At 71.8% G+C, this 13,054-nt stretch carries 9 protein-coding genes; all 9 read right to left on the bottom strand.

The window, feature by feature from the left end:
* Positions 1 to 292: 292 nt before the first annotated feature.
* The gene (locus tag K3769_RS13885) at positions 293 to 2,149 is read right to left on the bottom strand and encodes an outer membrane protein assembly factor BamB family protein (protein ID WP_267026744.1); all 1,857 of its coding nucleotides are present in this window, start codon (positions 2,147 to 2,149) and stop codon (positions 293 to 295) included.
* A 187-nt stretch (positions 2,150 to 2,336) separates the two neighbouring features.
* Entirely contained in the window at positions 2,337 to 4,214 is a 1,878-nt protein-coding gene (locus K3769_RS13880) for an outer membrane protein assembly factor BamB family protein (RefSeq protein WP_267026743.1), read from the bottom strand.
* A 212-nt stretch (positions 4,215 to 4,426) separates the two neighbouring features.
* The gene (locus K3769_RS13875) at positions 4,427 to 6,238 is read right to left on the bottom strand and encodes an ABC-F family ATP-binding cassette domain-containing protein (protein ID WP_267026742.1); all 1,812 of its coding nucleotides are present in this window, start codon (positions 6,236 to 6,238) and stop codon (positions 4,427 to 4,429) included.
* Positions 6,239 to 6,613: 375 nt separating this feature from the next.
* Positions 6,614 to 7,507, bottom strand: coding sequence for a 4-(cytidine 5'-diphospho)-2-C-methyl-D-erythritol kinase (locus K3769_RS13870; protein WP_267026741.1), 894 nt, complete (start codon positions 7,505 to 7,507; stop codon positions 6,614 to 6,616).
* Positions 7,504 to 8,382, bottom strand: coding sequence for a 16S rRNA (adenine(1518)-N(6)/adenine(1519)-N(6))-dimethyltransferase RsmA (gene rsmA, locus K3769_RS13865; RefSeq protein ID WP_267026740.1), 879 nt, complete (start codon positions 8,380 to 8,382; stop codon positions 7,504 to 7,506). Before rsmA ends, K3769_RS13870 begins: the two co-directional genes overlap by 4 nt.
* 117 nt (positions 8,383 to 8,499) lie before the next feature.
* Positions 8,500 to 10,026: a resuscitation-promoting factor gene (locus K3769_RS13860; RefSeq protein WP_267026739.1), complete on the bottom strand. Its 1,527-nt coding sequence runs from the start codon at positions 10,024 to 10,026 to the stop codon at positions 8,500 to 8,502.
* Positions 10,027 to 10,208: 182 nt separating this feature from the next.
* Positions 10,209 to 11,078 (bottom strand): TatD family hydrolase, encoded by an 870-nt coding sequence (locus tag K3769_RS13855; RefSeq protein ID WP_267026738.1) that lies wholly within the window; start codon positions 11,076 to 11,078, stop codon positions 10,209 to 10,211.
* Between the two features lie 115 nt (positions 11,079 to 11,193).
* Positions 11,194 to 11,691, bottom strand: coding sequence for a hypothetical protein (locus K3769_RS13850; protein ID WP_267026737.1), 498 nt, complete (start codon positions 11,689 to 11,691; stop codon positions 11,194 to 11,196).
* A 461-nt stretch (positions 11,692 to 12,152) separates the two neighbouring features.
* Positions 12,153 to 13,028: a 16S rRNA (cytidine(1402)-2'-O)-methyltransferase gene (rsmI, locus tag K3769_RS13845; protein WP_267026736.1), complete on the bottom strand. Its 876-nt coding sequence runs from the start codon at positions 13,026 to 13,028 to the stop codon at positions 12,153 to 12,155.
* Positions 13,029 to 13,054: the final 26 nt, after the last annotated feature.

The following is a 13,054-nucleotide window of genomic DNA, read 5'->3' as shown; positions in this document are numbered from 1 at the left end:
GCGCGCGGGAGACTGCCTCCCCGCACCAACACACGGGTATACACCCGGAAGTTCCTTTGATCATGGGTCTCCGCCGAGCGCGGAGGGGCGACTTGCCACACTCCGCAGCGAACACGTCCGACCCGGATCACCGAATGACCACCCTGTATCGCCGCGTACCGCCCTTGGACCATTTCAGCTGTCGAAACGCCCTTGAGCCCCATGACCGGGAAGGCCCCCGCCGCCCGTCTCCCGGGCGGCGGGGGCCTTCCGTACGTGCCGTACGTGCCGTACGTGCCGGCGGCTCAGGCTGCTACTCGGCGCCGAACCCGATCGCCACGTAGTCCTTGTCGTCCTTGGAGTACGGGGCGCTGACCAGATCCTCGCCCATGAAGAGCCGGCCGTCGGCGTACAGCATCTCCGAAGACTTGGGCACCATCCCGCTGATCGCGCTGCGGACCTGGTCGGTGGCCGGGGTCTCCAGGAGCTTGGTCTCCTTGAAGGTCTTGCCGTCGATGGAGACGACCTGGGAACCCTTGTCGTAGGGGCCGTTCTTGTACGCGATGATGTCGGTGCCGTCCATCCGCACCGGCCAGATCTCGTAGCCGTCGCCGGCGTCGGCACGGTCGCTCGTGGACTTGCCGGTGGCCAGCGAGAACGACACGATCTCGTTGACCCGGCTGTACTTCTCGGTGCCCTCGTGCTGCTTGGTGGGCACGTACAGCCGGTCGTTGCCGACCGCGATCGACCTGCAGTTGTGGACCTTGTTCACACCGCAGTCGTGCTCGTACTTGCCGTCCTGCAGCGTGATCTTCGTGCGCAGCTTGCCGCTGTCGTCCAGCGAGAAGATGTCCGTGGCGCCGGACGCGGTGATGGCGTCGGGGCCGTCACCGGAGTCCACGCCGAAGACGACCGGCTTGGTGGAGATGACCTTGGCGTTGTCGATGCCCGAGGGGAGCTTGTAGCTCCACTTGACGGTGCCCGTCTTCGGGTCGAGCCGCTGGACCTCGAACGACTCGTTGCCGTAGGTACCGCACTTGCGGACCGCGACCAGCTGCTCGCCGCCCGCGTAGCCGACGTCCTCGCACGTGCCGACCTTCGGCTGCCACAGCACCTTGCCGTTGCTGATGTCGAAGGCGGCGCCGCCGTCGAGGCCGGAGCCCACCGCGACCGTGGTGCCGGAGATGCTGGCCTCCTTGAACTTGGCCTTCTCACCGCCGCCCGGCGCCACGGACTTCGTCCACAGGGCTTTGCCGGTGTCCACGTTGAAGGCCGTGACCTCGGTGCACGACGGGTACGGGTCGGCCTTGGTGCGCTTGGCGTCCTCCGCGACCACCACGGCGACGCCGTCCTTGGTGACCTCGGGCGAGCCGGCGCAGGTCAGGCCCGTCAGCGGCAGGGTCCAGGTCTCCTTGCCGGTGTCCGGGTCGTGGCCGACAATCTTGCGCACGCCCGCCTTGGCGTACACCTTGTCCGTCAGCCAGGAACCCTCCACGCTCCAGACGTCCTTCTTGGGGACCTCGGGCGCGGGCAGCTGGAAGAGGACCTTCGCGCTGGTGTCGGACGGCACCTTCTCGGAGCCGCCGCCACCGCCCGAGCCGTCGCCGCCGCTGTCGCCGTCCTTGCCGCCGTCGGTGCCGCCGGGGCCCGCGGAGGTGTCCTTGTCGTCCTTGCCGGACGAGCTCGCGTACCAGACGCCGGCGCCGACGATCAGCCCGATCGCCAGCACGGCCGCGACGATGATCGCCGCCTGGGCGCTGAACTTCTTCCCGCCCTGCGGGGCCTGCGGCTGCATCGGCATGGTGTGGGGCTGCGGATAGCCGTACTGGGGCTGCTGCCCCGGGTAGCCGTACCCTTGCGGCGGCTGCTGGCCCGGGTAGCCGTAACCGGGCACGGTCGGCGGCTGCGGGGGACCCTGCGGGTAGCCGTACGGCTGCTGCGGCGGGCCCTGCGGCGCGGCGGGCGGGCCGGCCGGGGGCGGGGTCTGGGACGGCGGCTGGGACGGCGGCGCCTGCGGGTAGCCGTAGCCCGGCTGGGGCTGCTGGGGCTGCTGCGGGGGCCCGGCGGGCGGCGTGGGCGGGCCGAACCCGCCCGGAGGCGGGTCCTGCGGGGCGCCGAAACCGCCACCCTGGGGCGGCTGGTTCGGCGGCGGGGGCGGCGGCTGGCTCATGACGTGTGTACCTCGGATACGAAGGGGACGGAGGGGACGAGGGGGACGCGGAAGGCGCGGGAGACGCGCGTGGCCCTGGAGACACGGAGAGGGCCGGCGACGCGGATGGGACCGGAGACGCGGATGGGGCGGGCGCGTCTGCGGCGGGCGCGAGCGGTGGACGCGGCGGAAGCGGAGACCGGCCGGGTCACTTGCCGTAGGCCAGCATCAGCTTCTCCTTCGACTCGTCCCTGCCGGTCAGCCGGGTGGTGGAGAGGTAGAAGCGCCCGTCCACGTAGTCGACGGCCTTCGAGAAGAAACCGTTCTCCACCTCCGCCTGGCCCTGCGCGTTCTGCAGCAGCGTCTTCGGGGTGTGCGAACCGCCGCCGGTCGGGATCGAGACGATCCGCCCGCCCGCGTCGTACGAGGGCTCCACGTACGCGACGAGGTTCGTGCCGTCCATCTTGAGCGGCAGCATCGAGTCGTCCGCGGGGGACTTGACCCGCCACTTCTCCTTGCCGGTCTCCAGGCTGACCGCGACGACCTCGTTGGCGCCGCTCTTCGCCTCGGTCGGCAGGTAGAGGGTGTTGGCGTCGGCCGCCACGCCCTCGCAGCCCAGGAGGTCACGCGAGAGGATCGCCCAGCCGCACTGCGGCGCGAACGACTCGTCGACGTCGAGCTGGGAACGGGCCGTGCCGTCGTTCTTCAGCGTGGTGACGTTCCACTGCTTCTTGTCGGCGTTGGTGAGGTAGAGGACCACGGGATCGACGGAGTACGCGCGCTCCACGCGCCAGCCCTTGGGGATCTTCTTGGTCCACTTGGCCTTGCCGGTCGCCGGGTCGAGCTCCTGCACCTCGTCGTGCTCTCCGTCGCCGCCCGCGCCGCAGGAGGCGACGGAGAGCAGCTTGGCGCCGCCCGCGAACGCCGCCGGGAAGCAGGCGTTGCTGTACCTCTTCTTGTCGAAGAGCTTGTCGCCGCTGTCCGTGTCGTAGCCGATGCCGGACTGGGAGCGGCCGACCATCAGGGTGTTTCCGGAGATGTTCAGGCTCAGGGAGAGGGAGCTGTCGAACAGCTCACCCTTCGGGATCTCCTTCGTCCAGCCCTTCTTGCCGGTCGCGAGGTCGACCTGCACGAGCTGGTTGCACTCGGCGCCGCTCTTGGTGCCCTCCTTGTACGCCACGAAGACCTTGTCGTCGGACGTCTTCTGGCTGGACGCGGCACAGATCGGCTGCGGGAAGGTGATCGCGGGCCAGCTGACCTTGCCGTCGTCGACGTTGTAGCCGAAGAGCTGCTTGTACGCGGCCTTCGCGGCGACCTTGTCCGTGATCCACATGCCGGGGGCGTCGGCGCCGGAACCGGGCGCGTCGGGCGCCTCCTTGTACCAGAGCACCTTCGACTCACCGGCCTGGCGGCCCTCGTTGAGGTCCTCGGAACCGGCGTCGCCGTCACCGTCGCCGTCACCGGGGTTGACGGGCGCGTCGGACCCGGAGGGCTTGGCGTCCTGGCTCTTGTCGGCGACGGGCTTCTTCTCGCCGCCGCCGTCGTCGCCGCTGGAGACGGCCAGGACGGTGCCACCGATGACGAGCACCGCGGCCAGCGCGCCGCCGATGATCATTGCGGGCTTCCCCTTGAAGGGGCTCCGCGAGCCACCGCCGGGCGGGGTCCCGGGCCCTCCCGGGAACTGCGGCTGCGTCGGGTAGCCGTACCCGGGCTGCTGCTGGCCGTAGGGCCCCGGCTGCTGCGGCGGACCGTAGGGACCGGGCTGTCCGTACGGGCCCGGCTGCTGCGGATAGCCGTAGGGTCCGGGCTGCTGCGGCTGCCCGTACGGGCCGGGCTGCTGCGGGTAGCCGTAACCGGGCGCGGGCGGCGGGGTGCCGGGGGCGCCCTGCGGCGGTGTCTGCGGGGGCCCCTGCGGTGCGCCCTGCGGCGCTTCCTGCGGGGGCGGCGGGGCCGCCGGCGGCTGGGCGGGCGGTGGCGGGGTGGCGCCCCGCGGGTCCTGCGGAGGTCCGAAGCCACCCTGCGGCGGCTGGTCCTGCGGCGCTCCGAACCCGCCCTGCTGCGACGGCTTTTCAGGCGGCTGAGTCATCAGCGCGTCCCCCCTCTTCACTGATTTTTAGCCATGCCCTGCAGTACGCACCGCAGCGGGCGATGCACTCACAGTGGTTGTCATAGGTCCTGAGAGTGTTCCCAGACGGCTCTTTCTATCACCCTGGAGCGCTCGAACACCGGGCCGGTTCTTCCCTGTTTCCAAGGGAGAACCGGCCCGTGATGCCCTCGTTACGCTTGTTCACGCGCTCTTCACGCGTCGTCGGCGAGCTCCAACCAGCGCATTTCCAACTCGTCGCGCTCGGTGGCCAGTTCGCGCAGGTCACTGTCCAGCTTCGCCACCTTCGCGAAGTCGGTGGCGTTATCGGCGATTTGCGTGTGGAGCTTGCTCTCCTTCTCGGAGATCTTGTCCAGCTGCCGCTCGATCTTCTGCAGTTCCTTCTTCGCCGCGCGGTCCTCCTTGGCGGACGCGGCGCCGGAGGAGCTCTTTTCGGTCACGGCCGCCGGAGCCGAGGCGGCGGCGGCCTCCTCCATCTTGTGGCGCCGCTCCAGGTACTCGTCGATACCGCGCGGCAGCATCCGCAGGGTCGCGTCGCCGAGGAGCGCGAAGACCCGGTCGGTCGTGCGCTCGATGAAGAACCGGTCGTGGGAGATCACGATCAGGGAGCCGGGCCAGCCGTCGAGCAGGTCTTCGAGCTGGGTGAGGGTCTCGATGTCGAGGTCGTTCGTCGGCTCGTCGAGGAAGAGGACGTTCGGCTCGTCCATCAGCAGCCGCAGGATCTGCAGCCGGCGGCGCTCACCGCCGCTGAGGTCGCCGACCGGCGTCCACTGCTTCTCCTTGTTGAAGCCGAAGGTCTCGCAGAGCTGGCCCGCGGTCATCTCACGGCCCTTGCCGAGGTCGACCCGGTCGCGGACCGCCTGGACGGCCTGGAGCACCCGCAGGTTCGGGTCGAGTTCGCCGACCTCCTGGGAGAGGTAGGCGAGCTTGACGGTCCGGCCGGTGACGACCCGGCCCGCGGCGGGCTGCGTCTCGCCCTCGGAGCGGGCGGCCTCCGCCATGGCGCGCAGGAGGGAGGTCTTGCCCGCGCCGTTCACCCCCACCAGGCCGATCCGGTCGCCCGGCCCGAGCTGCCAGGTCAGGTGCTTCAGCAGCACCTTGGGCCCGGCCTGCACGGTGACGTCCTCCAGCTCGAAGACGGTCTTGCCGAGCCGGGACGAGGCGAACTTCATCAGTTCGCTGCTGTCGCGGGGCGGCGGCACGTCCGCGATCAGCTCGTTGGCGGCCTCCACGCGAAAGCGCGGCTTGGACGTACGGGCCGGGGCGCCGCGGCGCAGCCAGGCCAGCTCCTTCCTGACCAGGTTCTGCCGCTTGACCTCCTCGGTGGCGGCGATGCGCTCCCGCTCGGCGCGCGCGAAGACGTAGTCGGTGTAGCCGCCCTCGTAGTCGTAGACGTCGCCCTTCTGCACGTCCCACATGCGGGTGCAGACCTGGTCCAGGAACCACCGGTCGTGGGTGACGCAGACGAGCGCGGACCTGCGCTCACGCAGATGCTGCGCCAGCCAGGCGATGCCTTCCACGTCGAGGTGGTTGGTGGGCTCGTCGAGGATGATCAGGTCCTGCTCGTCGATGAGCAGCTTGGCCAGCGCGATGCGCCGTCGCTCACCGCCGGAGAGCGGTCCGATCACGGTGTCGAGGCCCTGTGGGAAACCGGGCAGGTCGAGCCCGCCGAACAGGCCCGTCAGTACGTCCCTGATCTTGGCGTTGCCCGCCCACTCGTGGTCGGCCATGTCCCGGATGACCTCGTGGCGGACGGTGGCCGCGGGGTCCAGGGAGTCGTGCTGGGTGAGCACGCCGACGTGCAGGCCGCCCGAGTGCGTCACGCGCCCGGAGTCGGCCTCCTCCAGCTTCGCGAGCATCCGGATGAGCGTGGTCTTGCCATCACCGTTACGGCCGACCACGCCGATCCGGTCCCCTTCGGACACGCCGAGGGAGACTCCGTCGAGCAGCGCACGGGTTCCGTACACCTTGCTGACTGCCTCGACATTGACCAGATTGACGGCCATCGCACTCCTGACAAGGGGGATCGATCGACCTTCCAGGGTAGCCGCCCACAAGGATGATCCTTCCGGCCACCCAGGAAGGGGGCGGCGCCCCCATGGGGACGCGGGGAACGGCGCAGTCTTTTGTCTTCAGGGGCGCAGCCCCAGGGCCGCGGGGAACGGCGCAATCTTTTGCCTTTCAGGGGCGCAGCCCCAGGGGCGCGGGGAACGGCGCAATCTTTTGCCTTTCAGGGGCGCAGCCCCAGGGGCGCGGGGAACGGCGCAATCTTTTGTCTTTTGGGGGCGCGGGGAACGGCGCATTCTTTTTGCGTTTCGGGAGACGCGGGGAACAACGCAACCACCCCCCACGCACCCGCCGCCGACCGCCGACCGCCGAGGTCACACCACGACAGCCCCACCCACCGGCCCCACAGCCACGCGCGCAGCGCGACAAACCCCCGCCCCCACCAACGCGTCCGCGACCTTCCCCCCCGCCTCCGCGTCGGCGACGAGGAACGCGGTCGTGGGCCCGGACCCCGACACGATCCCGGCCAGCGCCCCACCGTCGACACCGACGGCCAGCGCCGAGGCCAGCGACGGCCGCAACGACAACGCGGCGGCCTGCAGGTCGTTGGACACCGCTTCGGCGAGCGCCGAGGCGTCCCCCGAGGCCAACGCCGCGAGAACCCCGCCGGAGGCGACCGGCTCCGGCACGGAAACCCCCTCGTTCAGCCGGTCGAACTCCCCGTACACCGCCGGCGTCGACAACCCCCCGTCGGCCACGGCGAACACCCAGTGGAAGCTCCCGCCGACCTCGAGGACCCGCAGCCTCTCCCCCCGCCCGGTCCCGAGCGCGGCCCCGCCGACCAGGCTGAACGGCACATCACTGCCCAACTCGGCGCAGATCTCGAGGAGCTCGTCCCGCGAGGCCCCCGTACCCCAGAGGGCGTCGCAGGCGACCAGCGCGCCCGCGCCGTCGGCGGAGCCGCCCGCCATGCCCCCGGCGACCGGGATGTCCTTCGCGATGTGGATGTGCACATCGGCCCGGCGCCCGTACCGCGCGGCCAGTTTCTCCACCGCCCGCGCCGCCAGGTTCGTACGGTCCAGGGGGACCTGGGACGCGTCGGGCCCCTCGCAGGTGACCCGGAGGGTGTCGGCGGGGCTCACCGTCACCTCGTCGTACAGGCCGACCGCGAGGAAGACGTTGGCGAGGTCGTGAAACCCGTCGGGCCGCGCACCCCCCACCGCGAGCTGGACGTTGACCTTGGCCGGGACCCGAACCGTCACGCTCACTGCTTGTTCTCCGCGATCTGTTTGTTCTCCGCGATCCGTGCGAACTCCTCCACCGTCAGCGACTCGCCGCGCGCCTGCGGCGAGACCCCCGCGGCGACCAGCGCGGCCTCGGCGGCGGGCGCCGAACCGGCCCAGCCGGCCAGCGCGGCCCGCAGGGTCTTGCGCCGCTGGGCGAAGGCGGCGTCCACGACGGCGAAGACCTCGCGCTGGGAGGCGGTCGTCTTCACCGGCTCCGCGCGGCGGACCAGCGAGACGAGCCCGCTGTCCACGTTCGGGGCGGGCCAGAAGACGTTGCGGCCGATCGATCCGGCCCGCTTGACGTCGGCGTGCCAGTTCGCCTTCACGGAGGGCACGCCGTAGACCTTCGAGCCGGGCGGCGCGGCCAGCCGGTCGGCGACCTCCGCCTGCACCATCACGAGCGTGCGCTCGATGGTGGGGAAGGTGTCGAGCATGTGCAGCAGCACCGGCACGGCGACGTTGTACGGGAGGTTCGCGACCAGGGCCGTCGGGGCGGGGCCCGGCAGCTCGGTCACCCGCATCGCGTCCTCGTGGACGAGCGAGAAACGCTCGGCGCGCTCCGGCATGCGGGCGGTGATCGTGGCGGGCAGCGCGCCCGCGAGGGCGTCGTCGATCTCGACGGCGACGACCCGGTCGGCCGCCTCCAGGAGCCCCAGGGTCAGGGACCCGAGGCCCGGTCCGACCTCGACGACCACGTCCTCGGGACGGACGCCGGCGGTCCGGACGATGCGCCGCACGGTGTTGGCGTCGATGACGAAGTTCTGACCGCGCTGCTTGGTGGGCCGTACGCCGAGGACTGCCGCGAGTTCGCGGATGTCGGCGGGGCCCAGGAGGGCGTCGGAGGCGGGGCTGGTCACGCCCCCAAGGGTAAGGGTGACCGGCGCCTGGTCCCGTCCGTGGGGGCTGCGCCCCCGCGCCACACCTGTCGCGCCACGCGCTCGTCCTCAAGCGCCGGACGGGCTGAGGAAGGCGCCCTACAACCGCTCCCCGCAGTGCGGCCAGGGGCTCGCCCCCCGCCGCACGTACAACTTCTTCGCCCGGAACGTCTGTTCCGCCGCGGAGGCGTCCTGCGGGCGCCCGGCCCCGCCCAGCGCCTGCCAGGTCCGGGTGTCGAACTGGTACAGCCCGCCGTACGTCCCGGACGGATCGACCGCCCCCGGCCGCCCTCCGGACTCGCAGTGGGCGAGCCCCTGCCAGTTCAGGCCGTCGGCGCCCGCCACGGACATCGGCAGCGGCTTCGTACCCACCTTCACCACCTGCGCGCGCGGCTCCCGCACCACCTCGGAGCGCAGCAGCCGCGGCTTCTGCCTGACGCCGTTGACGGTCCGCAGGGCGTACGTGACGCGCCGCAGCCCTGGCTGCCCCGCCTGCTCCACGACCTCGGTGCCCCGGAACAGCCCGGGGTCCTGGGTCCGCCGCACCTCGAAGGGCAGGGCCTCCTCGCTGACCTCCTTCGTGCCGGTGATCCGCAGGACCGTCACCGTCTGTCCGTCGCGCGGGAAACTGCCGGCGGGCACGGAGGTGGTGTCCTGGCCGCGCAGCGTGATCCCGGCCTCCTCCACGGTCTCGCCGACGGTCGCCGCGTTCGTACGGACCGTCCGTGCCTGTCCGTCCGCCATGACCGTCACGGTCCGCTCGGTACGGACGTCGAGCGCGAGTCCCGCCCGCCCGATCCGCCGAGCGCGCGGCACGGACACGTACGCGCCCTGCGCGCGCACCCCGAGCTCCCGCAGTGCCTCGTCCACGGTGTGCGCGGTGGTCCACACGTGGCTCGACCGCCCGTCCAGGGTGAGCCGCAGGGGCCGTCCGTAGCGCACGGCGATCTCCTCACCGCTGGCCAGGGCGGTCCCGGGGGCGGGGGACACCACGTCGTGGGCGCCCACCCGGACCCCTTCGTCGGCGAGGAGTTCGCCGACGTCGTCCGCGAAGGTGTGCAGGGTGCGGGGGCTGCCGTCCACGGTCAGTTCGATCGCCTTGTCGTCGGCGACGAAGGCGGAGGTGCCGCCCGCCAGGAAGGCGACGACCAGCGCCTGCGGGAGCAGCTTGCGTACGTCGGGCCGCTCCGCGCTCCTGCGGCGCCGGGCGGCCTTCCGGGTTTCGGCGCGGCCACCGGACCGGGCGGGCCCCGTGAACGGTTCGGCAGTCGGTCCGGGCGACCCGGGCCGTCCGGGGGCGAGTTCGGTGGGCAGTTCCGCGGTGAGTTCCGTGGTCGGGGCGAGCGGCGCCGCCTGCCGCGGAAGTGTCGGCGCGTCCGGGGCCCAGGCCTCGCCGGGGTGCCCGTGCCCGAGCCCGTACTCGTGGCCGTACGCGGGCTGGTGCTCGAGCTCGTGCGCGTACACGGGCCCGTGCCTGTTCCCGTACTCGTAGGCGTACTCGTACCCGTAGGCGTACTCGTACGCGGGCCGATACGGGTCCCGGCCGTGAGCGACGTACCCGTCCGCCCCGTGCGGATCCGGGCCGTACGCCTCGTACTGCGACGCCTCGTACTGCGGACTGCTCACGACGACACGCTCCAGAAGACCGGTGGAGAGAGGTACGCCCGCGGGGCTCCTTCGGGTGGGAGGGGAGGCGGGTGGGCGGACAGAACCTAGCGGAGCGTCCGTCACTCTCCAAAGCAGCGCGACTACAGCGTGTGGCGACACACCCTGGAGTGGACCCCGGGGAGCGGCCTGGCCGTGATGGGTCAGTAATCGAACGCGCGGGCGGTGTTCGCCGAGAGCGCTGTCGCCAGCGCGTCCTCGTCCAGCCCCCGCACGGCGGCCATGGCGCGGACCGTGACCGGAATGAGATAAGGGGCGTTGGGCCGTCCGCGGTACGGGACGGGCGTCAGGAAGGGCGCGTCGGTCTCGACGAGGACGAGTTCCAGCGGCGCCACGGCGAGGGCGTCGCGCAGCGGCTGGGCGTTCTTGAAGGTCATGTTCCCGGCGAACGACATGTAGTAGCCGGCGCGGGCGCAGACCGCCGCCATCTCCGCGTCGCCGGAGTAGCAGTGGAAGACGGTCCGCTCGGGCGCGCCCTCCTCCTTGAGGATCCGCAACACGTCGGCGTGGGCGTCCCGGTCGTGGATGACCAGCGTCCTGCCGTGCCGCTTGGCGATCTCGATGTGGGCGCGGAACGAGCGCTCCTGGGCGGCGATGCCCTCGGGTCCGGTGCGGAAGTGGTCGAGGCCGGTCTCTCCGACGCCCTTGACCTGGGGCAGTGCGGCCAGCCGGTCGATCTCGGCGAGCGCCTCGTCCAGCGCGCCCGCGCCACCGCCCTCCCGGGCGCCCTGCCGCGACCAGTTGTCGGGATCCCCGTGCACGATGCGGGGGGCCTCGTTCGGGTGAAGGGCGACGGTCGCGTGGACGGCGTCGTACGCGGCGGCCGTCTCGGCCGCCCAGCGCGAACCCTTCAGATCGCAGCCCACCTGCACGACCGTCGTCACGCCGACCGACGCTGCCTTGGCGAGGGTCTCCTCGACCGTGCCGGACTGCATGTCGAGATGGGTGTGCGAGTCGGCGACCGGCACCCTCAGGGGGTCCGGCAGGGGCGGGGCTTCGGCGTGGGAAGGCATACCCCGATCCTACGAAGGGGGCTGCTCGGCGATGGAACGCCGGGTCCCGCCTCGCGGGGAAGCGGTCCGCGAGGTGGGACCCGGCGCCCGTGCCGGGAGCCGGGGTGCCCGGGAGTCACCCCGCCTTGCGGTGGTGGAACGGGTGCAGCAGATCGGAGAGGTGCCAGTGGTGGTCGGCCTTGGGCAGCGCCGCCGTCTCCGCCAGCCGGGCCACCTCCGGCGCCTGTGCCGGGTCCGCGGACGTCTCGGACGTCGTCCCCGAAGCCGCCGGGGCGCGCTTCATCGGCGGTACGGACAGCGCGCGGCGCATCGAGTTCTGCGCCGAGGACACCTGGCCGGCGCGCATGATGCGCACGACGTGCCCGTCGCAGTTCACACAGCTCGGGCGGCTCAGTGGCGACGGCACGACCAGGCCGTCCGCCACGTACGTCACGAACTCGGCTCCCTCGTGGTCGAAGTGGTGCTCGATCTCGTACGACTGCTCCCAGCCGTGGCCACAGCGCATACAGGCGAAGGAATACGACTCGTGGACGGTGTCGGTGGCCGCGACGGCGTCGGGGCGGGGTACGGGTCCGCCGGCGATCCGGCCGGGCTGCCCTGCGATCTCACTCATGCCAGCTCCTCTTGTCCGCTGGACGAGGACGGGTCTGTCCTTCCTCCAGTGGACGCCTCCGCCGACGTGAATGCACCGGACCTGTCGAGTGTTGGAGCCGTCTTGGCCGATCCTTGTCGGACGGCCCTCGATTCCGGGTCGGGGCTTTGCTTTCGGCGGCGGTCCTTTACGAGCGCATGGGCCGGTGCGCTCCCCTGTGAAATCGTGCGCTCCCCTGAGGACACACGCGCTCCCTGTACGGAACCGGCCCCACACTCTTCCAGCAGGTCAAGCACTCATTCGCGCATGACGAGGGGGGTCGCGCAGAAGGCCGCGCAGACTCTCCGGGAGGCCGCCCGGAAGGTCACTCAGGGGGTACTCGGAAGGTCACCCAGGGGGCCGCTCGGGGGCCACTCGGGGGCCACTCGGGGTGTCTCTCAGGGGGCCGTCCCCAAGGTCGTTCAGGGAGGGCTGGGCCCTCGTCACGGGGCAGCGCGTTCGGCGTTCTTCGCCGCGACGACCGCGTCGAAGACCTCCCGCTTGGGCACGCCCGCGTCCGCCGCGACGGCGGCGATCGCCTCCTTGCGCCGCTCCCCCGCCTCCTCGCGCACCCGCACCCTGCGCACCAGTTCGCCGGCGTCGAGCACCTCGGTCTTCTCCGGGGCGCCCTCGACGACGACGGTGATCTCGCCGCGTACACCCTCCGCGGCCCAGGCGGCGAGTTCCCCGACCGACCCGCGCTTGACCTCCTCGTACGTCTTCGTCAGCTCGCGGCAGACGGCGGCCCGCCGCTCGGCGCCGAACACCTCGGCCATCGCGGCGAGCGTGTCGTCGAGCCGGTGCGGGGCCTCGAAGAAGACGAGGGTGCGCCGTTCGCCCTCGACCTCCCGCAGCCGCGAGAGCCGTTCGCCGGCCTTGCGCGGCAGGAATCCCTCGAAGCAGAACCGGTCGACGGGCAGCCCGGACAGCGCCAGCGCGGTGAGCACGGCGGACGGGCCGGGGACGGCCGTGACCCTGATGTCCTTCTCGACGGCGGCGGCGACGAGCCGGTAACCGGGGTCGGACACGGACGGCATCCCGGCGTCGGTCACGAGCAGCACGCGCGCGCCCCCGACCAGTGCCTCGACCAGTTCCGGCGTACGCGCGGACTCGTTGCCCTCGAAGTAGGACACGACGCGTCCGGTCGGCTGGACGTCGAGGCCCTGGGTCAGCCGCCGCAGCCGCCGGGTGTCCTCGGCGGCGATGACGTCGGCCCCCGCCAGCTCCGCCGCGAGCCGGGGCGGTGCGTCCGCGATGTCCCCGATGGGCGTTCCTGCGAGTACGAGGGTTCCTGCCGCGGTTCCACCGGTTCCTGTCACGTTTACATCCTCGCAGGGGCGGCCCG

This window comes from Streptomyces ortus (assembly GCF_026341275.1).
GTDB classification, from domain to species: Bacteria; Actinomycetota; Actinomycetes; order Streptomycetales; family Streptomycetaceae; genus Streptomyces; species Streptomyces ortus.
The sequence above is the reverse complement of the archived record's forward strand: the minus strand, read 5'-3'. Positions and strand labels throughout refer to the sequence as shown.